This window comes from Streptomyces sp. NPDC021356 (genome assembly GCF_040641015.1).
GTDB lineage: Bacteria > Actinomycetota > Actinomycetes > Streptomycetales > Streptomycetaceae > Streptomyces.
The window spans coordinates 127,674-148,552 of the sequence record NZ_JBFACU010000019.1 but is presented as its reverse complement, the minus strand read 5'-3'; the positions used below and the strand labels follow the sequence as shown (position 1 = coordinate 148,552).

The 20,879-nt window shown below is 72.4% G+C and carries 16 protein-coding genes, 1 tRNA gene and 5 pseudogenes; 10 read left to right on the top strand and 12 right to left on the bottom strand.

Annotation, left to right across the window (positions count from 1 at the left end; translation table 11 throughout):
- Window positions 1-61: 61 nt before the first annotated feature.
- Window positions 62-135: transfer RNA gene (locus AB0G56_RS25475), tRNA-Met, on the top strand.
- A 733-nt stretch (window positions 136-868) separates the two neighbouring features.
- On the opposite strand, the pseudogene AB0G56_RS25470 reads toward AB0G56_RS25475, so the two are convergent.
- Both AB0G56_RS25470 and AB0G56_RS25465 read right to left on the bottom strand, forming a co-directional pair.
- A pseudogene (locus tag AB0G56_RS25470) lies at window positions 869-1,254 on the bottom strand (hypothetical protein); the annotation flags it as partial.
- A gap of 29 nt (window positions 1,255-1,283) precedes the next feature.
- A pseudogene (locus tag AB0G56_RS25465) lies at window positions 1,284-2,498 on the bottom strand (AAA family ATPase).
- Between the two features lie 452 nt (window positions 2,499-2,950).
- Here AB0G56_RS25465 and AB0G56_RS25460 point away from each other — a divergent pair.
- Window positions 2,951-3,226 carry a hypothetical protein gene (locus AB0G56_RS25460; protein WP_360973070.1) on the top strand — a complete coding sequence of 92 codons (276 nt, stop codon included), beginning with the start codon at window positions 2,951-2,953 and terminating at the stop codon, window positions 3,224-3,226.
- 64 nt (window positions 3,227-3,290) lie between these two features.
- On the opposite strand, the gene AB0G56_RS25455 is transcribed toward AB0G56_RS25460, so the two are convergent.
- Complete coding sequence (locus AB0G56_RS25455) at window positions 3,291-3,767, bottom strand: hypothetical protein (protein ID WP_360973068.1); 477 nt, start codon at window positions 3,765-3,767, stop codon at window positions 3,291-3,293.
- Between the two features lie 355 nt (window positions 3,768-4,122).
- On the opposite strand from AB0G56_RS25455, the gene AB0G56_RS25450 reads away from it, so the two are divergent.
- Complete coding sequence (locus tag AB0G56_RS25450) at window positions 4,123-6,717, top strand: AAA family ATPase (RefSeq protein WP_360973066.1); 2,595 nt, start codon at window positions 4,123-4,125, stop codon at window positions 6,715-6,717.
- Window positions 6,718-6,841: 124 nt separating this feature from the next.
- On the opposite strand, the gene AB0G56_RS25445 is transcribed toward AB0G56_RS25450, so the two are convergent.
- Window positions 6,842-7,849, bottom strand: a complete 1,008-nt coding sequence (locus tag AB0G56_RS25445) for a YafY family protein (RefSeq protein WP_360973064.1) — start codon at window positions 7,847-7,849, stop codon at window positions 6,842-6,844.
- Window positions 7,850-7,967: 118 nt separating this feature from the next.
- Here AB0G56_RS25445 and AB0G56_RS25440 point away from each other — a divergent pair, with 118 nt between their 5' ends.
- On the top strand, window positions 7,968-8,378 hold the full coding sequence (locus AB0G56_RS25440) for a VOC family protein (RefSeq protein ID WP_360973062.1): 411 nt from the start codon (window positions 7,968-7,970) through the stop codon (window positions 8,376-8,378).
- A 13-nt stretch (window positions 8,379-8,391) separates the two neighbouring features.
- On the opposite strand, the gene AB0G56_RS25435 is transcribed toward AB0G56_RS25440, so the two are convergent.
- Window positions 8,392-8,835 carry a MarR family transcriptional regulator gene (locus AB0G56_RS25435; RefSeq protein ID WP_360973060.1) on the bottom strand — a complete coding sequence of 148 codons (444 nt, stop codon included), beginning with the start codon at window positions 8,833-8,835 and terminating at the stop codon, window positions 8,392-8,394.
- A gap of 96 nt (window positions 8,836-8,931) precedes the next feature.
- Between AB0G56_RS25435 and AB0G56_RS25430 the strand changes: the two genes are divergently transcribed.
- Window positions 8,932-9,846 carry an alpha/beta hydrolase gene (locus AB0G56_RS25430; protein ID WP_360973105.1) on the top strand — a complete coding sequence of 305 codons (915 nt, stop codon included), beginning with the start codon at window positions 8,932-8,934 and terminating at the stop codon, window positions 9,844-9,846.
- An 81-nt stretch (window positions 9,847-9,927) separates the two neighbouring features.
- On the opposite strand, the gene AB0G56_RS25425 is transcribed toward AB0G56_RS25430, so the two are convergent.
- Window positions 9,928-10,290 (bottom strand): DoxX family protein, encoded by a 363-nt coding sequence (locus tag AB0G56_RS25425; RefSeq protein WP_360973058.1) that lies wholly within the window; start codon window positions 10,288-10,290, stop codon window positions 9,928-9,930.
- 63 nt (window positions 10,291-10,353) lie between these two features.
- Window positions 10,354-10,935 (bottom strand): cupin domain-containing protein, encoded by a 582-nt coding sequence (locus tag AB0G56_RS25420; RefSeq protein WP_360973056.1) that lies wholly within the window; start codon window positions 10,933-10,935, stop codon window positions 10,354-10,356.
- Window positions 10,936-11,015: 80 nt separating this feature from the next.
- Here AB0G56_RS25420 and AB0G56_RS25415 point away from each other — a divergent pair, with 80 nt between their 5' ends.
- Together AB0G56_RS25415 and AB0G56_RS25410 are read left to right on the top strand one after the other, a co-directional pair.
- Window positions 11,016-11,867, top strand: coding sequence for a LysR substrate-binding domain-containing protein (locus AB0G56_RS25415; RefSeq protein ID WP_360973054.1), 852 nt, complete (start codon window positions 11,016-11,018; stop codon window positions 11,865-11,867).
- 117 nt (window positions 11,868-11,984) lie between these two features.
- Window positions 11,985-13,235: pseudogene (locus AB0G56_RS25410) on the top strand (MFS transporter).
- Between the two features lie 69 nt (window positions 13,236-13,304).
- Here the strand turns inward: AB0G56_RS25410 and AB0G56_RS25405 are convergent.
- The gene (locus AB0G56_RS25405; protein ID WP_360973052.1) at window positions 13,305-13,937 is read right to left on the bottom strand and encodes an SRPBCC family protein; all 633 of its coding nucleotides are present in this window, start codon (window positions 13,935-13,937) and stop codon (window positions 13,305-13,307) included.
- 147 nt (window positions 13,938-14,084) lie between these two features.
- Here AB0G56_RS25405 and AB0G56_RS25400 point away from each other — a divergent pair, with 147 nt between their 5' ends.
- The 3 genes from AB0G56_RS25400 to AB0G56_RS25390 all read left to right on the top strand — a co-directional run bounded on the left by AB0G56_RS25400 (window position 14,085) and on the right by AB0G56_RS25390 (window position 15,543).
- The gene (locus tag AB0G56_RS25400) at window positions 14,085-14,738 is read left to right on the top strand and encodes a TetR/AcrR family transcriptional regulator (protein WP_360973050.1); all 654 of its coding nucleotides are present in this window, start codon (window positions 14,085-14,087) and stop codon (window positions 14,736-14,738) included.
- Window positions 14,739-14,866: 128 nt separating this feature from the next.
- Window positions 14,867-15,160, top strand: a complete 294-nt coding sequence (locus tag AB0G56_RS25395; RefSeq protein ID WP_360973048.1) for a metalloregulator ArsR/SmtB family transcription factor — start codon at window positions 14,867-14,869, stop codon at window positions 15,158-15,160.
- Window positions 15,157-15,543: a VOC family protein gene (locus AB0G56_RS25390; RefSeq protein ID WP_360973046.1), complete on the top strand. Its 387-nt coding sequence runs from the start codon at window positions 15,157-15,159 to the stop codon at window positions 15,541-15,543. Before AB0G56_RS25395 ends, AB0G56_RS25390 begins: the two co-directional genes overlap by 4 nt.
- On the opposite strand, the pseudogene AB0G56_RS25385 reads toward AB0G56_RS25390, so the two are convergent.
- The 4 genes and pseudogenes from AB0G56_RS25385 to AB0G56_RS25370 all read right to left on the bottom strand — a co-directional run bounded on the left by AB0G56_RS25385 (window position 15,485) and on the right by AB0G56_RS25370 (window position 20,765).
- Window positions 15,485-16,539 (bottom strand): annotated as a pseudogene (locus AB0G56_RS25385) (DMT family transporter). The gene AB0G56_RS25390 and the pseudogene AB0G56_RS25385 sit on opposite strands and share 59 nt — an antisense overlap.
- Window positions 16,536-17,143: pseudogene (locus AB0G56_RS25380) on the bottom strand (TetR/AcrR family transcriptional regulator). The pseudogenes AB0G56_RS25385 and AB0G56_RS25380 overlap by 4 nt, the downstream one beginning before the upstream one ends.
- Window positions 17,144-17,212: 69 nt before the next feature.
- Window positions 17,213-18,613: an FAD-dependent monooxygenase gene (locus tag AB0G56_RS25375; RefSeq protein ID WP_360973045.1), complete on the bottom strand. Its 1,401-nt coding sequence runs from the start codon at window positions 18,611-18,613 to the stop codon at window positions 17,213-17,215.
- A 622-nt stretch (window positions 18,614-19,235) separates the two neighbouring features.
- A complete protein-coding gene (locus AB0G56_RS25370) occupies window positions 19,236-20,765 on the bottom strand; it encodes a DUF4157 domain-containing protein (RefSeq protein ID WP_360973043.1) in 1,530 nt (509 codons plus the stop codon).
- Between the last annotated feature and the right edge of the window lie 114 nt (window positions 20,766-20,879).

The following is a 20,879-nucleotide window of genomic DNA, read 5'->3' as shown; positions in this document are numbered from 1 at the left end:
GACCGTGAACTGGACCCGGTTCGCCCTGGGCGGCCCGATGCCGTACAGTTCACGGTGTCGACGCGGGGTGGAGCAGCTCGGTAGCTCGCTGGGCTCATAACCCAGAGGTCGCAGGTTCAAATCCTGTCCCCGCTACGAAAGTGAAGGCCCGGTATCCACCGGGCCTTCACTGTTGTGCGCCGCCGGATCTTCACCGCACGCGGGCGCAGGCCCGGTCGGCGTTCCGATCGACGTTCCGATCGACGTTCCGGCCGAACGCGCTTGACCGCGCGAAGGGCTGCACTGCATGTCATCCATCCAGGGGTCTTCATGACCAGCTCACGTACGCACCACTGTGACCTGCTGCTGTCCGGCGGCCGGGGCGTCACCGCCGACGAGCGGCGGGCGGTGTACGAGCCGGGTTCCGTCGCGATCAGCGGCGGCCAGGTCTCGGCGGTCGGCCCGGCCGCCGAGACCTGGCCGCGGTCTGGCGGGCCGCCCGGACCCTGGACTCCCGCGACCGCGCCGTCCTGCCGGGGTTCACGGACGGGCACACCGGCTGATCGTCGGCATGACCGGAGCCACCGGGGCGATCCTCGGGATCCGACTGCTGGAGGCGCTCGTCCGCCGGCCGGGGTGGAAACCCACCTCGTCCTCAGCCGGTGGACCCGCACCACGATCGAGCTGGAGACGGACCGCACGGTGCGGTCCCCCGCTGGTCGGGCCCGCCGGACGCCGCCGCGCCGGCCCGGTGACCCATGACCCGGTGGTGGACCGGTTCTCGTCGCCCGGCGCAACCGGGCTGGGCGCGCTAGGTCAGATCACCCGGAAGAGGTCGGCGGCGGCGCGGACGTCGGTGAGGTCCTCGACGAAGCGGAGGTTGTCGCACAGCCCGCTCGGCCTGCTCCTGGGCCTCCCGCGAGAGGTGCAGCATCCGGCGCAGCGCGGTGGCCTGGGCCAGTACGGCCATGGCGGCGGCGTAGGGGTCGCCGACCGTCTCCCGGCGCAGCACGGTGAACTCCGGTGACTCCACCAGTGCGGTCAGGACCTGGTGGTTGACCAGCCGGGAGGGGCCATTTCCGCACACGTGCGCCACCACGGATCGACCTGGCAGGCGGAGAGGAAGACGTCGGTCAGGAGGTCGTTGGCATGCTGGTGTCCCGTCGTCAACTCCGTGTCCAGCTCTCGCAGTCCGGCCGACTGGTCGTAGGTGTCGCGCCAGGTGAGCCGGTCGGACCGGTCCGCGACGACGACGGCGGTGTGCGGGCCGGTCATGTCCCCCGTGGTGCTGTTGTCCGCCGTGTTCACAGCTGGGCCTGCACCATGCCGGCGTCGACACCGAGTGCCTCGGTGAGCACGCGTGCACGGACGGCCCGCTGTTGACCGGTGACGCGGTCGATGGTGGCGGTGGAACTCCGCCGTCGGCCGCCTCCTCACGCAGCTCTTCCAGCCGCTTCCCCGCCATGGCGCATTTGTTGTGGGCCTTCTTGATGACCCACTCGCTCAGCGCCTCGCGGGACTGCCCGGCCATGGCGTCGAGCTGGTTCTCCAACTCCTCGATGGCGTCGGACAGTTCGAGCGCTTCCTTGGCGTCCGGGTTGACCAGGTGCAGCACCTCGCGTTCGGCGGTCGGCCGTTGGGCGGGCGAGTCCCACAGCACATGGGTCAGCACCGAGAGGTCGGTCTCGGCGACCGCCGGACGGCCGTCGAGGTACGCGGACGCCTGGAGGAGACCCACTGCCTGCCGCCAGCGCCGGTCGGAGGCCACGAGTTCCTTGCGGCGCAGGCCGGCCCGCAGCGTGCACACGGCGTCCACGATCGCGTCGGGCACCTCCACCGCCGGGAGGGCTCCGGACACGGCGTGCCGCAACGCGGCCAACTCGACCGTGGTCCGTGCCCGTGCCGCAGGGCGGCGGACGGCGGAGCGGACCAGTGCGGCGAAGTTCGAGGGGTCGGCCAGGTGTCGACCTCGATCCGCACCAGCAGCCGGTCGTAGATCGCGGCGGAGTCCTCTCCGCCGGGCAGTTCGTCGCTCGCCGCGATGGCCCCGATCAGGGGGCATCGGATCGGCTCGCCGCCGTTCTCGGGGTGGTAGATCCGTTCGTTGAGGTAGCCCAGCGTCTCGTTCAGCGCCGCCGTGGAGCACTTGAAGATCTCGTCGATGAAGGCGACGTGCGCGGTCGTGGCCCGGCCCTCGTAGACCTGGCGGTACTCGCCCCGGGCCAGCGCGGCGACGTCTATGGGACCGAACATCCTCGTCGGCGCGGTGAACTTCGACAGGAGGATCTCTTAGTAGGCCGCCCCCTTGATCCTGCCCGTCAGTTCCCGTGCCATCTCGGACTCGCGGTTCCGGGCGGGCCGAGCACGAGCGAGTACTGACCGGCCAGCAGGGTGATCACCAGCGTCCGCACGACGTCGGCGCGCTCGTAGAAGCGATCGGACAGCTCGTCGGTGATCGCCCGCAACCTCTTGGCCGTGTCCTGCGCGCCCCACGCGTCGTGCGCGTCGTGCGCTCGCATGCTCAACTCCATGCTCTGACGCTATGCCGAAGTGGCCGGCAACTGCCGCCGGGGGCAGGGTCGTTGCTCTGCCGTGCCTGCGCCGTCGAGGCGCGGCCCCCGGCCGGACCTCCCGTGTCGTCGAGCACGCTCGGACGAAGACCGCCCGCCGCGCCCGATTCGCGCCGCGGAGCGGCTGTACGGGGGAAAAGGCTGACGTCACAGCGTGCCATGTGATCGTCCGGGGCCTGCCGTCGCCATCCTGGCCACGGAAAGTCAGGATGCGGCACCAGGGACGACGAAAGGCCGGTCGAATGAAGCTCACGAAGCGATGTGCCACGATCAGCATCGCAGCGGCGGCAGCGGTTCTTTTCAGCAGCGCCGGCGCTCAGGCGCAGGGCGACGGAGGACTCCTCTCGCTCCTGGGCGGCAGGTCGCTCATCGAAGCCTGCTACCCGAAGGGGCAGCTCCGGGTGGGAGACGACTGCCTCGCCGCACGGAACAACAACAACAATAACAACGGGGGTGGAGCGAACAACAACAACAATAATAACAACAACAACGGCGACGGCAATGTGAACAACAACAATAACAATGCCGGCGCCCAGGCCCAAGGTGACAGGGGACTCCTCTCGATTCTGAGCGGCATCTCACTCATTCAGGTCTGCTACCCGATGGGGCAGGTCGGACAGGGGAACACCTTCACCGGGACCCAGAACGTCAACTGCGTCCAGAACACGGGCTCGTAAGCCTGGCGGCGCCGCACACACGCAAGTCCGGCCGGGTGACACCACCCGGCCGGACCGCTGAAGTTCAGCCGTTGTTGTTGTTATTGTTGTTGTTCCCGCCTCCGCCGTTGTTGTTGTTATTGTTGTTGTTGTTGTTCCCGCCTCCGCCGTTGTTGTTGTTATTGTTGTTGTTGTTGTTCCCGCCTCCGCCGTTGTTGTTGTTATTGTTGTTGTTCGCGCCCCTCCCGTTGTTGTTGTTATTGTTGTTGTTCGCGCCCCTCCCGTTGTTGTTGTTATTGTTGTTGTTCGCCCGCCTGCCGCCGTTGTTGTTGTTATTGTTGTTGTTCGCCCGCCTGCCTCCACCGTTGTTGTTGTTATTGTTGTTGTTGTTCGCCCGCTGGCCCTTTCCTCGTCCGTGGTTACCGTTGTCGTACGGTACCGACGCGTGAGTGCCTGTGGGCTCCGGGGAGGCGAAGGCGGCGGAAGGAGCCAGAGCGCCTCCCGCGGCTATGGCTGCCGAGACGGTCAGCACGGCCGTACGCTTTGCGATGCGCTTGATCATGACGTTTTTCTCCGGTGAGTGCGATTGATTTCTGCCGGTCGGCCAGAATGTTTCGAATACGGGAAGTCTTTTCCGTATTGGTTCCAGCAGCGCGCGGCGGCCGACCCGCCGGGCGGCCCGGTACACGCTGGGCACAGCCCGGTTCGATGCGCAATCCGCGAGGCCCGGGTTCTGGAACTCTTCCGTCAGCCTTCCACGCCCTGAACGGTGTCGCATCGGGTGGACGCCCCATATTCCGCCCGAGCGCACCCCACCTTTCGCCCCGCCGGTCCGTGGCTCCACCCGACCGGTCGGTGTGCCGTCCCCGGTCTGGATCTTTTGCGCGGCTCCGGCCCCGGGGGCAAACTGGCTGGTGATGGACCTGCTAGAGCGAGAGGCTGTGCTCCAGGACCTCGCCGGTCACCTGCAGGCGGCCGTGACCGGCCCTGGGGGCTTTGCTCTTGTGCGCGGCGAGGCCGGCATCGGCAAGACCACCGTCGTGCACCGGCTGGCCCGGTCGGCGGATCCCCGCGTCCGGGTCCTGGTCGGCGCCTGCGACCCGCTGGCCACGCCCCGTCCTCTGGGCCCGCTGATGGACTTCGCTCCGCGCCTGGGGCGGCCCGTGCGCACCGCCCTGACCGGTGCGCTGGCGGGGACCTGCCGGTCCGACGAGGTCTTCGACCATCTCCTCGCCGACCTGAGCGGCTGCCCCAGCCTGCTGGTCGTGGAGGACATCCACTGGGCCGACGAGGCCACGATGGACCTGCTGCGCTACCTGGCCCGGCGCCTGCCGGGCGTCCCCGCGCTCGTGGTGGCCACCTACCGCGACGACGAGATCGGCCGAACCCCTCACCTGACCGCGCTGCTGGGCACTCTGGCCCGCTATCCGTGGGTGTACCGGCACGACCTGGCCCCCCTGAGCCGCCGGGCCGTGGCCCGGCTCGCCGCGGGACACACCGTGGACGCCGAGCAGCTGTACCACGTCTCCGGGGGCAACCCGTTCATCGTCGCCGAGATCCTGGCCGCGCCCACGGAGACGATCCCGGCCAGCGTGCGCGAGGCCGTCGCCGGTCGTCTCGTGGGCCTGTCGGCCGCGACACGCACGGTCGTCGACGTGTTGGCCGTCCTGGGGCACCGTGTGTCGCTGCCGCTGCTGACCGGCATCCTTCCCGGCGCGGAGAAGGGGCTCGAGGAGGCCGTGGCCTGCGGCATCGTGCGCGCTGAGGGACAGATCACCGAGTTCCGCCATGAACTCACCCGGCTGGCCGTGCTGGAGGCCGTACCCGCCGCCCGCCGGCTGCACGTGCACCGGCAGGTGCTGGCGGCCATGCGCTCGGGCGCCACCGCCGCGGATGACCTGGCGCTGCTGGCCGATCACGCCGAGGCCGCGCGGGATCCGGCCGCCGTGCTGGAGTACGCGCCTGCCGCCGCCGACCGTGCCGCCACGCTGGGCGCCCACCGGGAAGCAGCCACCCAGTACGCCCGCGCCCTGCGCTACGCCGACGGTCTGCCGCCCGATCGACGGGCCTCCTTGCTGGAGGGACATTCACGGGCCTGTCTCCTGTCCAGCCAACTGGACGACGGGGTCGCTTCTCGCCGCACGGCGGTGCGGCTGCGCCACGGGCTCGGCGACCGGCTGCGCGAAGGGGAGGACCTGCGCTGGCTGTCGAACTGGCTGTGGCCGGCCGGGCGGGCCGTCGAGGCCAGGCGGATCGGCGGGGACGCGGTGCGGGTGCTCGAAGAGCTGGCCCCGAGCCGGGAGCTGGCCTGGGCCTACCTGAACCTGTGTCAGCTGGCCTGCTACGGGCACGCTCCGGTGCCCGTGGCCGCCTCGTACGCCGAGAAGGCGATCGCGCTGGGTGAGCGCTTCGGCGACGCGGGCGCGGTCGTCCAGGCGCGTTTCCACGCTGCGGCGGCACGGCTGCTGGGCGAGGGAGACGGCTGGGAGGAGTGCGAGCGGGCCCTGTCGGACGCGATCGCACAGGAGCTGCCGGTGGACGCGGCCCAGTCGGCGGTCGTGATGTCCTGGTTCACCGCACTGCGGCGTGATGCCGTCCGGAGCAGCGAAGCGGTGAGCCGGGCGGAGGCCTACTGCCTCGACCGCGAGCTGCCGACCTACCTGCTGTGCACGCATGCCTGGGCCGGCTGGGGGCTGCTGAACCGCGGCTCGTGGCCCGAGGCCGCCGGTGCCGCGCAGAAGGTGCTGTGCCATCCCAGCTCCCCGCCGGTGGCCCGGGCGGTGGCGCTGACCGTGCTGGCCCTGGTGCGGGCCCGTCGGGGCAGGGGGCAGGTGTGGCCGCTGCTGGAGCAGGCGGCGGGCCTGGTCGACTCGGACTGCCTGCTGGACACGGGTCTTGGATGGGAGGCCCGGGTGGAGGCGGCCTGGCTGGCCGGTGACCACGAGCGGGTGGAGGCCGAGGCACGCCGCGGCCTGGCCGCACTGGAGGAGCGCAGCCACCCTTGGCTGTCCGGCCCGCTGGCCTGCTGGATCCGCCGCGCGGGGGGAACGCCGCCGCCGGTTCCGGCGGCGGAACCCTACGCGCTGGAGCTGGCCGGTGACGGGGCCGGCGCCGCGGCGCACTGGGACGGACTCGGCTGCCCGTACGACGCCGCGCTGGCCCGGTTGTCCGGCGGCGACGCTCCCGCGCTGCACCAGGCCCTGGCGGCCTTCCAGGTACTCGGCGCCCGGCCGGCCGTGGTCCGCACCCGGGCCCTGATGCGCGCCCGCGGTGTCCGCCCGGTCCGCCGTGGCCCGCGGGCGGCCACCCGGGCCAATCCGTACGGGCTGACCAACCGTGAGCTGGACGTCCTGAAGCTGCTGAACGAGGGCCTGTCGGACGCCGAGATCGCCGCCCGCCTCTACATCACCCCCAAGACGGCCGGACATCACGTGGGCGCGGTCCTGAACAAACTCGGTGTCCACACCCGCCACGAGGCCGCCCGCAAGCTGCACCACTCCGAGCGCCGGTAGGAGGCCGGCCGGGGTCGGTCCGGCAGGACGGTGGACATCCCGGCGGCGGAACCCTGGCCCTCCCCTCCCCCGGTCGCCGCCGGCGTCGAGCCCGTCCCTCTGCCTGCCGACCGGCACCGTGGCTTCAGGTGCGGCGGGCGCCGGCCGCCAGGCGGTCGGCGAGCGCGGTGACGAGGTCGCGCAGTTCGTCCGGGCGTTCGATGACGAACGGCCGGTCGAGCGCGGCCAGCACCCCGGGCAGCCAGTCCAGCCGTTCCGCCCGCAGTTCGACACGGAACCAGCGGGCGGCCGCCGGGTCCGCGTCCGTCGCCGGCTCCTGCTCCTGCTCCTGCTCCTGCTCCTGCACTGTGGCGATGTGGACGGGGAGCCGGGCGCGGATCTCCTCGATCGTCCCGTGGACGCGCAAGGTCACTTCGTGCCGGTACTCCGCGGTGGCGAAAGCGGTCAGGACGCGCCGTGCCGGGTCGGGGCCGTCGGGCGCCTCGAACGATCCGGGCAGGATCCGCGCGTCGGTGATGCCGTCGAGACGGAAGGTCCGGTCCTCCCCGATGCCGGGATCGGCACCGGTGACGTACCAGCGGCCCGAGTGGGCCACGAGCCCGTACGGGTGCAGCGTGCGCTCGCTGCGCCGGCCCCGGCGGTCGGTGTACCTGATCGAGAGGGGCCGGCGGTGGCGAACCGCGTCGGCGACGGCCAGCAGGACCGCGGGGTCGGGCGCGGCGAAGTCGCCGGGCGGTGCCGTGAAGGCGAGGGATTCCAGCACCGCGTCGAGGCGGCGGGCGAGGCGCTCGGGCAGCACCCGCCGGATTTTCGCCGCCGCAGTCTCACTGGCGGTCGCGGTCGTCGCGGCCGGTCCGGACCGGCGGGCGACGGCCAGGCCGAGCGACACGGCGAGCGCCTCGTCGTCGCTGAGCATGAGCGGGGGCAGGCGGTAGCCGGGCGCGAGGCGGTAGCCGCCGTAGCGGCCGCGCACCGCCTCGACCGGCACGTCCAGGTCGATCAGGTGGTCCACGTACCGGCGCACGGTGCGCGGGTCGACGCCGAGCCGGTCGGCGAGTTCGGTCATGGTCCGGGTGCCGCCCGACTGCAGCAGTTCCAGAAGAGTGAGCACACGGCCGGTGGGTCGGGACATGAGGCGGAGTCTACGGACAATACTGGACCGATTCTGTCCTCTATCTGTTCTACCTTCGACAACGTCACCGACCACCGGTCGCTCAGGACGGGCTTCCGGCCACGCAAGGGAGAACACCATGGACTTCGTCTCGGTTCGCATCATCAGCGGCGATGTCGCCGGCCTCGTCGCCTTCTACGAGAAGGCCACCGGAACTGCGGCGGTCTGGTCCACCGAGGACTTCGCCGAACTCAAGACCCCCACGGCGACCCTCGCCGTCGCCGGCACCCGGACCGTCCCGCTCTTCGCGCCGGGCTCCGCCCGCCCGGCCGACAACCACAGCGTGATCATCGAGTTCCTGGTCGACGACGTCGATCAGGTGCACCGGAACCTGACCGGTCTCGTCACCGACTTCGTCAGCGGCCCCACCACCATGCCCTGGGGGAACCGGTCGCTGCTGCTGCGGGACCCGGACGGCAACCTCGTCAACTTCTTCACGCCGGTCACCCCGGAAGCCGTCGAGAAGTTCGGGCGGGGGCGCCGGGCGTAGCGGCGCCCCCGGATCAGCCTGTCGGCATGCCGATCCGGTCGCGTTCGAGCACGGAACGAAGCTCCGAGAGGGCCTGGGCCACGAGGGCCGTGCGGGCGCTTCCGAAGGTGTCTCGGACCAGTTCGGCCAGCCGCTCGGTGAAGGTTCGCTGCGCCGCCTCGACCAGCCCAGCGCCGTCGTCGGTCAGGGCCAGCAGCGATGAGCGGCGGTCCGCCGGGTTCGGCTGCCGGACGACCCAGCCCCGTTTCTCCAGGCGGTCGACGCTCTTGCTGGTCGCCCCGATGCCGATGGCGAACGCGGTGGCCAGGTCGGCCACCCGGCACCCTGGGTGGTCCCGGATGTGGCGCAGGAACTCGTACTGCGAGGTGACGATGCCATGCTGCTCGCGGAGCCGGTCGTTCAGGGCGTTGTAGAGCCGCGTCTCACAGCGGACGAGGTCGTCGAAGAAGCCCGCCATGCCGTCAGGGTCATCGCATCGATCAGAACCGTCAACAGATTTATATGCCATGGCATATAGTGTAGCGGCAGCTACTTGCAGACGGAGGTCATGACGATGAGCAAGGAACAGCGGGCGAAGATCGACGCGATGGTGCGGCGGCCCCGGCCACAGGGCCCCCGGTCGATCGAGGAGATCCGGGCCGGATTCAGGGCGCTGATGGCCGAGATGATCGTGCCGTCCGGGATCCTCACCACCGCCGCGACCCTCGGCGAGCGGCCCGCGCTCCTCGTCGAGCCGGTCGCAGGCGCGCGCGCAGGGACGATCCTGTACTTCCACGGCGGCAGCTACGTGTCGGGGTCTCCCGAGACGGCGCTGTCGCTGACGGGAAACCTCGTGGCCAGGACCGGCTTCAGTGCCTTCTCGCTGGACTACCGGCTCGCTCCCGAGCACCCGTTCCCGGCGGCGATCGAGGACGCGCTGAGCGCCTACGGCGCGCTCCTCGACAGCGGTGCGGAACCGGGGGCGATCGCGTTCGCGGGCGACTCCGCCGGGGGTGGACTCACCGTGACCACCTGCCTCGCCGCCCGCGACGCGGGGTTGCCCCTGCCCGCCGCGATCGTGGCGTTCTCCCCGGGGCTCGATGCCACCCGGACGGGAGAGAGCATGCACACCAAGGAGGGCATCGATCCGTTCCTCACACGTGAGGGCCTGCGGCCGACCGAAGACATGTATCTCGCCGGGCAGGACCCGCACCACCCGCTGCTCAGCCCGGCCGTCCTCGCCGACCTGACCGGTTTCCCGCCCATGCTGTTGCAGGTGGGCACCAACGAGATACTCCTGGACGACTCCACGCGCACGGCCGCGCGGGCCATGGCGGCCGGAGTGGACGTCGTCCTGGACGTCACGGCCGACGTGCCCCACGTGTTCCAGGCCTTCGCCGGTGTCCTCGACGAGGCCGACGAGGCCTTGGACCGCGCCGCCCTCTTCCTCGGCCAGCGCCTTGGCACCCCGGACACGGCGGTCCGGTAGAACCGGCCCACGGGCGGCAACCGCGAACGCGGCCGCGACGGATGTCAGCGGACGCGCCGGCCCCGGGCGAGGGGAAAGACGTCACAGCCATGTCGTCGCCGGCCAGACCGTCACGGCCGCGACCGACAGGAGCGTGAGGTTGAGGGCGATACGGTGGTCTCCTCGGCTCAGGTGGACCCTGACCGCCCCGATCTGCAGGGCCGTGAACCCCACGGCCGCGGCCAGGGCCAGCCAGGGTGCGATCCCGGTCAGCGGAGGCAGGACCAGTCCGCACGCGCCGAGCACTTCGGTCAGCCCGAGGGCTCTGACGGACGGCATCGGCATGCTGTCGACCCAGGCCATCATCGGCCGGAGCCGGTCGCGGCTCCGCAGGACTTTCAGGGCGCCCCCGTAGAGGTAGAAGAGGGCCAGCAGGCCGGCGAGGACCCAATATGCGGCGTTCATCGTTCCGTTCGTTGCCGTCGGTTGCGGGGGAACACGTAGGTGTCAGGGCCGAGCACACACGTGTCACGAGTTGGGAAGGCTTCGGCCGTGCTGGTCCCCGTCGGCGGCAGACCCGTTGTCTCCTTCCGGCCGGAGGTGTCCTTCCGGCCGGGGCACGAAGTCGGTGGCGGGCTCGGTGGCGTAGCGGCTCATCGTCCGGATGCTCGCCTGCGGGGTCGGCGTCGCGCCGCCGGCGAACATGTCCTGCAGATCGCGGAAGTACTGCACATAGAGGTCCGGCGTGAAGGTGCTGAGCATGACGGCCGGTCGGTCGGTCGTGTTGGCGAAGGTGTGCGGCGCTCCGGGCGGGACCATCACGAGGGTGCCCGCGCTCGCGTCGTGCTCCTCGTCCCCGACGGTGAAGCGGACCGTGCCGGAGATGACGTAGAAACCCTCGTCGTGCTGGGCGTGGCGGTGCTGCGGCGGGCCGGGGGTGTGCGGGGCGAGGACCGACTCGGCGATCCCGAGGCGGTGGCCGGTGTTGCTGCCGTCCTCCAGGATCCGCATGCGCGTGGTGCCGAGGGAGATCGTCTCGCCGTCGTCCGGGCCGACCACCGACACGGCGGGGTCGGTGGTCGGCCGGCTGGTGCTCGGTGTGTGGGTCATGTTCCGATTCCACCGCCGGGGGCGCGGGCCTGTCCAAGACCCGTTCCGGAACCTCGATACCGAACGGGTATCGTCGCACCATGGAGCTACGTACGCTGCGCTACTTCGTGGCGGTCGCCGAGGAACTCCACTTCGGCCGGGCGGCCGCCCGACTGCACATGAGCCAGCCTCCGCTGAGCCGGGCGATCAAGCGTCTGGAGGCCGAGGCCGGCGCCGCACTGTTCGAGCGTTCGTCCGCCGGTGTCGCGCTCACCGCGGTGGGAGCGGTCCTGCTGGAAGAGGCGCGCGCGTTGCTGGAGCAGGCCGACCGGGCGGCGGTGCGCGTGGCCGCGGCGGCCGGTGCCGCCACCGTCACGATCGGCATCCTGGGCGACAGCACCGACCCGGCGGCGGCGCGGCTGGCCGACACGTACCGCCGACGCCACCCGGACGTCGAGGTCCGGGTCCGTGACACCGATCTGACCGACCCCACCTGCGGGTTGCACGCCGGTCTTGTCGATGTCGCCCTGACCCGGGGGCCGTTCGACGGGACCGGCCTGAGCGTGCGGGAGTTGCGTGCCGATCCGGTGGGCGCACTGCTGCGCGCCGACGATCCGCTGGCCCGCCGTGGCAGCCTGGAGCCGGCCGAACTGGCGGACCGCCGCTGGTTCCTGTTTCCCGAGGGCACCGACCCGCTCTGGCAGTCGTACTGGAACGGGGACGAACGCCGCCAGGGACCCGTGGTGCGCACCGTCCAGGAATGCCGGCAGGCGGTCCTGTGGAACGGCACGGTCGGCATGACCCCTGTCGGCCACGAGGTGCCGGAGGGCCTGGCCGTGGTGCCGCTGGCGGGCATGGCGCCGAGTCCGGTGGTGGTCGCGTGGAACGAGGGCGACGTGAACCCGTTGGTCTGTTCGTTCGTGCGGCTCGCGATCGCCGCCTACCGGGGCTGAGGTCCGCGCGCAGCGGTGGCGCCTCGCCCGGGTCCGGCCCTGGGGGAGGGTCTTGTAGGGGGTGATGGCACCCGCCATGATGTTTGAACATCCAGGGGCGGGCAGGGATGCGCGGAGGTGCCCGCGGGTCTTGCCGCGCTCGGGCTCGGGGGTTTCGGGATCGGCCTGACCGAGTTCGTGATCGCGGGCCTGCTCCCCCAGGTGAGCCGTGACCTGGGTGTGTCCGCCGCCGCGGCCGGGTGGCTCGTCTCGGGGTACGCCCTGAGCGTGGCGGTGAGGGCGATCGTGCTGACCGCCGCCACCACCCGTGTGCACCGCAAGACCGTCCTCGTCGCCCTATGGCCCTGTTCGTCGCCGGCAACCTGCTGACCGCCGTCGCCCCCACCTACGCCGCGGCGCTGCTCGGCCGCGTCGTCGCCGCCCTGTGCCACGGCTCCTTCTTCGGCATCGGCTCGCTCGTCGCCCGCCGCACGGTCCCGCCGGAGCGGGCCTCGCGCGCGGTCGCCGTGATGTTCGCCGGGCTGACGGCCGCCAACGTGCTGGGGGTGCCGTTCGGCGCGCTGCTCGGCGAACGCTGGGGCCGGCGTGCCACGTTCTGGGTCATCACCGGGATCGGCGTGGTGGCCGCCGCCGCCCTCGCCGTGTGGGTCCCGGCCCCGGCGGGCTCCGTGCGGGAAGTCCACCGGGCTGCCGGTCCGCGCCCCCGGCCGCACGCCTTCCGCTCCTCGCAGGTGTGGCTGACCCTCACCGCCACGGCACTCGGCTACGGCGGCATGTTCGGGGCGTTCAGCTACCTGGCGTACACCTTCACCGAGGTCACGGGCTTCTCCGGCACCGACGTGGCCTGGCTGCTCGTCGTCTACGGCACCGGTCTGGTGGTGGGCGACTTCGCCGGGGGCCGGGCGGCCGACCGCGACCGCGACCGCACGCTGATCGGGTCCCTGGCGGGACTCGCCGCGACGCTCGCGGTGTTCGGACTGCTGGCCGAGAGCCGGGTGGCGTCGGTGGTGCTCGTCTTCCTCACGGGCGTCTTCGGGTTCGCCGGTGGCCGGCATGATCACCCGTGTCACCGACGCCACCGGCGGCACCCCGCTCGCCGCCGCCAACGTGTCGGCCTCCAACGTCGGCAACGCCCTGGTGGCCTGGCTGGGCGGGCTCCTGATCAGTTCCGGCCTGGGCTACACCGCGCCGCTGTACGCGGGCGCAGCGGTCGTCTCGCTCGGTCTGGCGGTGATGGTGGTCACCGCGCGCACCGGGTGCGCCGCCGGGCCCGGGCCGGCCGGCTCCCACCAAGAGGCCGACGGCGCCGGACGGGAGGCCGGCGGTGTACCGCGGGAAGCCGAACGGCGGCCCGGCGGGCGGCGGTAGCCGCTGCCCGGCGGCGGTGACGGAAGGCCGTTCCGCGGAGCAGCTGCCGGGGACGAGGGGCCGGGCGGTTCACCGCGCCTCGTGGTGGGCGCGGGCCTCGGCCGCCGTCCGCAGGTCGCGCAGCCACGCTTCGAGGCCCTGCCGGGGAATCTCGGTCGCGGCGGGGACGTTCGCGTCGACCTGCGGGCCGGTGTGGGTCTCCTCGGTGCTCACCCGGACACCACCCCTGACCTTCGTGAAGTTCCACACGTGGACGCCGTCGATGTGCAGGCCCTCACCGTCCGCGGGGCCGGTCCAGCGGACGCAGGAGCCGTGCCTGAGCCGGCGGACGGTCGACGTGATGTCCAGACGGGTGGCGGGGGTCGCGGGGTTGGGGGGCACCGGGGTGGTCCAGTGGAACGCCGAGCCGGTCCTCAGCGGGCCGTCATCGAGGCGTTCCGCGCTCGTGACGGGGGCCTGCCAGGACGGCCAGCGCTCCACGTCGGTCTGCAGTTTCCAGATGGTGCGCAGCGGGGCGTGGATCACGGTCTCGGTGCGGTAACGGACCCGCGCCCGGGGATCGACGCCCTCTCCGCGGCAGGTGAGGGAGTGGGCGGCGCGGGGGCCGGCCCCGGCGGGCGCGGCGGCGCCGAGGAGGCCGGCGACCAGCGGGAGGGTGAGCAGGACGGCGGGGACAGCGGTGCCGCGGCGACGGGAGGACATGACACAACCCCTTGTGAGCTAGAAGCTTGAGCTTTCGTTAGAAGTTATAACTAGTCTGGAACGGGAGGTCAACCGGTTGCGTGATAGCTTCTAACCAACACGTGAGGCCGTAGCTTGAGAATGGTGGGAGGAGGCGGGAGCCGGGCCATGACGACGCCGGACGCACAGAACCCGCGGGAGCGCTACCGCGCCCAGGTCCGTACGGAGATCAAGGGACACGCCTGGGAGCAGATCGCCACGGCGGGGGTGTCCGCGCTCTCCCTCAACGCGATCGCCAAGCGGATGGGCATGAGCGGTCCCGCGCTCTACCGCTACTTCGCCAGCCGCGACGACCTGATCACCGAACTCGTCCGGGACGCGTACCGCAGCCTGGCCGACACGCTCGCCACGGCCTCGGCCGCCGGGGCCCACCCGGCCGGGCTGGCGCACGCGCTGCGCGACTGGGCCCTGACGGACCCGCAGCGGTACCTCCTCATCTACGGCACCCCCGTGCCCGGTTACCACGCCCCCGCGGACATCACCGGCATCTCCGACCGGATCATGACCCTGCTGCTCGACGCCTGGGCGGGGCAGACCCCGGACAGTGCGGCGACGCCGTTCGACGCCCACCTCGCGGACCACCGGGAGTGGGCCGGCGCCCACCCCGGGCCACCCCTCGTTCTCCACCGGGCCCTGACGTTCTGGACCCGGCTGCACGGTGTCCTGTCCCTGGAACTGGCCGGCCACTTCACCGGCATGGGCTTCGACCCCGCCCTGCTCTACGCGGCCGAAGTGGGCGACCTCCTCGCACCCGGGCCCTGACCCCGGCAGCCCGGTCCCGCCGGCTGAGCACCGCCCGCGCGCAGGAGCGTCCGGCCGCGAAGCCGCGGCACGCCGCCGCCCGTGAGGAGCAATTGTCAGGCAAGCAGCGACTTGCCTATGGTGGGGTCGTGCCGGAAGATGTCTTCAAGGCGCTGGCCGACCCCACCCGCCGGCGCATCCTCGATGAGCTGGCGGAGCGGGACGGACAGTCCCTGTTCGAGATATGCGCGCGCCTGACCACCGGACACGGTCTGGGCCTGTCCCGCCAGGCGGTCAGCCAGCACCTCGCCGTCCTGGAAGCCGCGGGCCTGGTCCGGGGGCGCCGCGAGGGCCGCTACAGGTTCCACGACCTGAACACCGCACCGCTTGAGCACATCGTGACCCGATGGCTCAAGCCCGATGCGCCGGAGAGCAGCCCATGAGGATCCATCTGTCCAGCGTCTTCGTCGACGACCAGGACAAAGCCCTGCGCTTCTACACCGAGGTCCTGGGCTTCGTGAAGAAGACCGAGGTCCCGCTCGGCGAGCACCGGTGGCTGACCGTGGTGTCGCCGGAGGACCCCGACGGCACCGAACTGGTGCTGGAACCCGACAGCCACCCCGCCGTGAAGCCGTATCAGACGGCGCTGGTCGCGGACGGCATCCCGCTCACGTCCTTCGCCGTCGACGACGTGCACGCGGAGTTCCGCCGGCTGCGCGGACTCGGGGTGCGTTTCACCCAGGAGCCCGTGGAGATGGGCCCGGTGGTCACCGCCGTACTGGACGACACGTGCGGCAACCTGATCCAGATCGCCCAGTACAAGTGACGCCGGCCCGGCAGGGCGGCGCGGCGGGGCCTGCTTTGGGGACGGCCTGCCGGGCCGGGCGGGGCCCACGGGCGGGGCGGGGCGGCGTGGTGAGTACAGCGAGGCAGGCTACGACCGCGGCGAGGCCGGCCCAGCCCGGCAGGGGCAGGCGTTCACCGACGACCACGACGGCCAGGACCGCCGCCACGGCCGGTTCCAGCAGCGAGAGCGTGGTCGCCGTGCTCGCGGGAACATGCGCCAGGCCCCAGCCGAACAGCACGTAGCCGGTGAACATGGGCACCAGCGCCGTGTACGCGCCGAGAGCCGCGTCGGACGACGAGTCGAGGAGCGGGCCCCGGTGGCCATCAGCACCGGCAGGAGCAGCAGTCCGCCCAGGCCGAAGACGGTGCCCACGGCCGCGCCGGCAAAGACACCGCCGCCGATCAGGTGGTGGGCCGCCCAGGAGTACAGGGCGCAGGTGAGGCCGGCCACCAGCCCCAGCCCCCACCCCGAGCGCGGTCGCCCCCGTGGAGTTGCCGCCGGGCCCGGCGTGTCCCCCGGCCGCCTCGGCCACGCACAGCAGGGCCGTCCCGGACAGCCCCAGGGCAGCCCCGGCCGTCCAGCGGCGGGTCAGCCTGCGCCCGTCCACGACCCGCTCGATCAGCGCCGAGGCGAGCGGTGCCGAACCGATCGAGACCACCGTCCCCGCCGCGACCCCCGCCAGGTGCATCGAGGTGTAGAAGGCCGGCGGATAGGCCGCCACCGCCAGGGCGCCGAGCAGCACCACACCGCCCCGGGCCCGCAACCGGGGCGCCTCCCGGGCGATGCGCGGCGCGGCCACGAGTGCCTGGGGCAGACCGCCCAGCCCCATGGCCACCGCGCCCGATCGCGAGGGGCCCCACGTCCGGGGCGAAGGTCGCGACCGTAACCGGTCGTCCCCCACAGCACCGACGCCACGAGTACGCACACCGACCCCGTGGGCACCGAGCCGGCCGCGGGTCCTGCGGACCGGGTCACAGCCCGTCCACCAGGTCCGCCGCCATCGCGCGGGCCCGCTCCAGAGGCGCACCCGCGCCCTCCAGGCCGGCGCGTGCCATCGCGCCCTCCAGCAGGAACGCCAGGTGCTCCGCCCTCGCGCGGGCCTCCTCGGGCCGCCCCGGCAGCAGTTCCCCGACGTGCCCGGCGAGCAGGGCCTCGACCTCCTCCTTGTGCCGGCGTACGACGGGCCGGCCCTCGTCCCCCGCGGGCAGTTCGGCAGTCGCGTTCAGCAGACCGCAGCCGCGGAACCCGCGCTCGTAGGCGAACGCGGCGTGATCGGCGTAGGCGTCGAAGACGGCCAGCACGCCGGCGCGTGCGTCCTCGGCCCGCTCCAGTCGCCGCCGGTACAGGCCGAGCCATTCCTCGTGCCGGGCGTCCAGGTAGGCCCGGACCGGATCGGCCTTGGAGGAGAAGTTGTTGTACAGGCTCATCTTGGCCACACCCGCCTCGGCGGTGATCGTGTCGATCCCCGTCGCCGACACGCCGTCCGCGAGAAGCGGCGCGCCGCGGCGGCGAGCAGCTTCTCCCGCGCGGTTCCCCGCCGCTTCGCGGGCCGCGGGGCCGCAGCGCCGGTTTCGCTCATCGCACTCCCCTGCCTGACTAGGTAGGTCAGTCAACCTAGTCAGGAGCAGGATGTGCGAAGAGACGTGGGCTACGGCCGGGCCGCCTCCCACTCCGCCTCGGTCAGCGGGGGGCCGGAAAGGTGCTTCTTCTTCGGGCCCAGAAGCATGGGCAGGAGCATGTCGGGTGCGAACAGACGGGTGGCCGGCTTCTCCAGGCTCATGACGTCCAGCAGGGCGCCCAGGGCACGCGGGCTGCGGGCTCCCGTGGCCACCGCGCGGTCGACGTAGCGCGCGAGGAGCCGCTGCGGGAGGCTCGGCGGGGTGTCGGTGGCGCCCGGATAGAAGGCGTCCTGTCCGACCGCGAGGTTCCAGGCGGCCGAGACGGGGCGGGCGGCGGCACGCTGGAGGAGACGCCCGCTGCCAGGGGCGGTCATCCCGGTCGTCCGCAGGAGGCCGCGGACGGCGACGGCGCTCTGTGCGGCGACGGTCAGTCCGTGCCCGTAGACGGGGTTGTACCCGGCGACCGCGTCCCCGATGGCAAGGAACCCGTCGGGCCAGCGCCTCATCTTCTCGTAGTGGCGGCGCTGGTTGGCGGTGCCGCGTGTCACGGTGACGCCGCCGACAGCATCGGCGTTCTCGATGAGCGCGCCGATGACCGGGTCCGCCAGGCGCCTGGCGAACTCCACGAAGGCACGGGGATCGCTCGTCGGTTCCCCGCCGCGGGTTCCGGCGAGGGTGACGATCCAGCGGCCGCCCTCGACGGGCAGGACGATGCCTCCCCGCCCCGGCGCCTCCGACGGGTTGGCCTGCACGTTGACGAGCGGGAACCCGGCGGCCGCGGTGGTACCGGGAGCCCGGTAGACGCGGGTCGCGTAGGTGATGCCGGCGTCGACCCTGCGCTCGGTGACGCGCGGGAGTCCGAGGGATCGGAGCCAGTGGGGGGTGCGCGAACCGCGCCCCGAGGCATCGACGACGAGGTCGGCGGTCAGGGTGCGTTCCCCGGTGGCGTCGCGGACGCGGAGGCCGGTGACCCGGCGGGCGTCGCCCTCCAGCCCGAGGGCGGTGGTCCCCTGCCGGAGCGCTGTCCGCGGGTGGGCGAGGACACGGTCGCGCAGGACGGCGTCGAGCAGGTCACGGGAGCTGGCGAGATTGCGGTGGTGGGTGGCCAGGAAGCGGCGGAACCAGACCTCGTTGGGGGCCCGCGAGACCATGTCGCCCATGATGCGGACGAGGCGACCGCCCCGCGCCACGACGTCGTCGACGACACCGGGCAGCAGCGCGTCGAAGGCGAGCACCCCGCCGCTCCACACCAGGTGCGCGTGCCGGGCCTGCGGCACACCGCGGCGCGGCGCGGCACCGGCGGGCAGGACGTCCCGTTCGACGATCGTGACGTCGGCGGACCCGGCCAGCGCAGCCGCGGTGAACAGCCCCGCGGCGCTCGCGCCGATCACCAGCGCCGTGGGCCGGCGGGTGGGTGTCCGGTCGGGCATGGCGTCGAGGCTCCCCGGTCTCAGGCACTGCCGCCGCGCGGCCGCGGCGCGGGGCGAGCTGATCTTCACGGCTGGCCGGCCGGCCGTCAACTGTGCTGTTTCGGCCGGGGCAGTGGGACTCCGGCGGTGCGACCGGTGCGTCGGAGGGCTACGGACCGGCGGTCGATCGGAAGCCAACAGGCCGGGGACCAGCCGGAATTTGACGATCCGGGCAGTCGGCCAGGGCCGGGCCGGTCCGTCGAAGCGCGACGAACCGACGGGCTGAGCGAAGGCCAACCGACCTGGGACCAGCCGGAATTCGACAGGCCGGGCACTCAGCTGGGCCGGTCAGGATGAGGGTGGCGATCCGGTGGCCGTTCGGAGCCCGGTGGGCCGACCGGTCAGCTGGAGCCCCACGGCCCCGCGGTCAGCCGGGCTCCCCCGGTCCGGCCGGTCAGCCGGGCTCCCCCGGTCCGGCCGGACCGCCAGAGTCCCGCGATCCGTTCCGGCAGCCGGAGTCCCGTGGTCCGGCCGACCCCGCCGGAAGCCCGCGGTCCGTCCCGGCAGCCGGTGACCCGCGAGCCGTGCTGTCGGCCGGAGGCGGGTGGTTCGTGCTGTCGGCCGGGAGCCGGAGGTCCGGTGGTCAGTCGGAGTCCGACTCGTATTCCGACGCCGAATCCGCCGGGTCGTGGCTGAAGTCGCCGTGGGCCATCTCGCCGTCGACCACCCAGTCGGACGTCAGTGTGGCGCCGACCCCCTGCGCCCTGCGGCGGATCTCGTCGACCACGGCGGTCTCCCCGCGCATCCACGGCGGCATGGACCAGTTGGGGAAGAACTGACCGTGGGCCCCGGCGGCGACCACCTCGTAGCCGAGCGGCCTGCCGATGTGCTCGTTGACCGCCTCGAACGCCCACTGGCATGCGACACAGGCCAGCTTGACGCCGCCCATGTGCACCGTCCTGGGCGCGTTCGGGTCCCCGGGGTCCTTCTTCCAGGCCGCGACCTGCTGACCCAGGAGCGTCATCTCGCCGTGCTGGGCAGGCACGCCCTTCTTGACCGGCCTGGTGACCTCGAACCAGGTGAGGGGCTTGTGCAACGCCTCGCGAATGGCGCCCAGTTCGAGGGACTCGGGGTGGGCCGTCTCGTACGAGCCGGAGTCCAGGGCGCGGAGTTTGCTGCGGTCCTGCCGTTCCCGCTGCCGATCGTGCGACGACGAGCCCCACCCGTGGTGGCCGGCCCGCGGGGCGCTGCCGTCGGCGAACCCCCTGACCTCCGCGTCGATCTTCTGGCGCTGTTCCTCGGTGACCACCCGCTTGCCGGTGTTGCCGGCGATGCCGAGGGTGCCGTCGGGCAGCAGATTGACGGCGAGATGCGGGGTGAACTTGTTCTTGGCCTTCGGGTCCGAGGTGAGGATGACGCGCTCGGCGGTGCGCGCGACGCGGTCCAGCATGCGCAGCGCGGCGTCCCGGTCGGACTCGGCGGGGGCCTCGGTCTGCTGGAAGGCGGGAGCCCGCTGGACGGCGGGTGCGGCCGGCGTGTGCTGCTGGGCGTGGTCACCGCCGTCCTGCGCCACCGCCCGCTGCACTGCCGGGGCCGGGGCGGCCAGGGCGCGGTGAGCGTTGGCCTCCGCCTCGCGTTCGAACCGGTCGCTGGGGTCGCTCACCCGCAGGCCGTCGCCGTGGTCGGTGCCGGCGACCGGTCCGCTCCGCTGCTGGACCACGTGCGTCAGCTCGTGCGCCAGCGTGTGCCGGTCGGAGCCGCCCTCGCCCACGACCACGTGACTGCCGGACGTGTACGCGCGAGCGCCCACCTCGGCGGCCGAACGCCGTGCGGCCTGATCGGTGTGCATGCGCACGTCCGAGAAGTCCGCGCCGAGCCGGGCCTCCATCTCCGCCCGCAGCACCGGCTCCAGGGGCGTGCCGGGCGTGCGCAGCACGTCGTGCACGGTGGAGCGCTGGACCGGCATCGCCTCGTCCTGCGCCGTACCGTGTCCGCAGCCCGGACCGTGACTGTGGCGTTCGAGGTCGAGCATCCGGGCCACGGCCGTGTTGCCCGCCGTGCGTTGCAGGTGGAGCAGGGAGGCGGCCTGCGAGCTGGTGGGAGCGGGCGCGCGGCTCCCCGCGGGCTTGGCGCCCGTCTCTCGTTCCGAGTTCTCCTGCGGACGCGCACGCATGACGGTCAGTCCACCCCTCCGGTAGTCCTCCCTCCATGGGACGGGCCGACGGGTGGCCGGGGCAAGGAACTTTCGGGCAGAAGAGGGGGCAGGGTGCGGTGTCGCGCTCGTCCC

Excerpts from the sequence above, each read along its gene's own strand:
- AB0G56_RS25415 (WP_360973054.1), top strand. The coding sequence starts at position 11,016 with ATGGAGCTACGTACGCTGCGCTACTTCGTGGCGGTCGCCGAGGAACTC.
- AB0G56_RS25435 (WP_360973060.1), bottom strand. The coding sequence starts at position 8,835 with ATGGCGGGCTTCTTCGACGACCTCGTCCGCTGTGAGACGCGGCTCTAC.
- AB0G56_RS25450 (WP_360973066.1), top strand. The coding sequence starts at position 4,123 with ATGGACCTGCTAGAGCGAGAGGCTGTGCTCCAGGACCTCGCCGGTCAC.
- AB0G56_RS25420 (WP_360973056.1), bottom strand. The coding sequence starts at position 10,935 with ATGACCCACACACCGAGCACCAGCCGGCCGACCACCGACCCCGCCGTG.
- AB0G56_RS25400 (WP_360973050.1), top strand. The coding sequence starts at position 14,085 with ATGACGACGCCGGACGCACAGAACCCGCGGGAGCGCTACCGCGCCCAG.
- AB0G56_RS25455 (WP_360973068.1), bottom strand. The coding sequence starts at position 3,767 with ATGATCAAGCGCATCGCAAAGCGTACGGCCGTGCTGACCGTCTCGGCA.
- AB0G56_RS25425 (WP_360973058.1), bottom strand. The coding sequence starts at position 10,290 with ATGAACGCCGCATATTGGGTCCTCGCCGGCCTGCTGGCCCTCTTCTAC.
- AB0G56_RS25440 (WP_360973062.1), top strand. The coding sequence starts at position 7,968 with ATGGACTTCGTCTCGGTTCGCATCATCAGCGGCGATGTCGCCGGCCTC.
- AB0G56_RS25430 (WP_360973105.1), top strand. The coding sequence starts at position 8,932 with ATGAGCAAGGAACAGCGGGCGAAGATCGACGCGATGGTGCGGCGGCCC.
- AB0G56_RS25370 (WP_360973043.1), bottom strand. The coding sequence starts at position 20,765 with ATGCGTGCGCGTCCGCAGGAGAACTCGGAACGAGAGACGGGCGCCAAG.
- AB0G56_RS25375 (WP_360973045.1), bottom strand. The coding sequence starts at position 18,613 with ATGCCCGACCGGACACCCACCCGCCGGCCCACGGCGCTGGTGATCGGC.
- AB0G56_RS25390 (WP_360973046.1), top strand. The coding sequence starts at position 15,157 with ATGAGGATCCATCTGTCCAGCGTCTTCGTCGACGACCAGGACAAAGCC.
- AB0G56_RS25405 (WP_360973052.1), bottom strand. The coding sequence starts at position 13,937 with ATGTCCTCCCGTCGCCGCGGCACCGCTGTCCCCGCCGTCCTGCTCACC.
- AB0G56_RS25445 (WP_360973064.1), bottom strand. The coding sequence starts at position 7,849 with ATGTCCCGACCCACCGGCCGTGTGCTCACTCTTCTGGAACTGCTGCAG.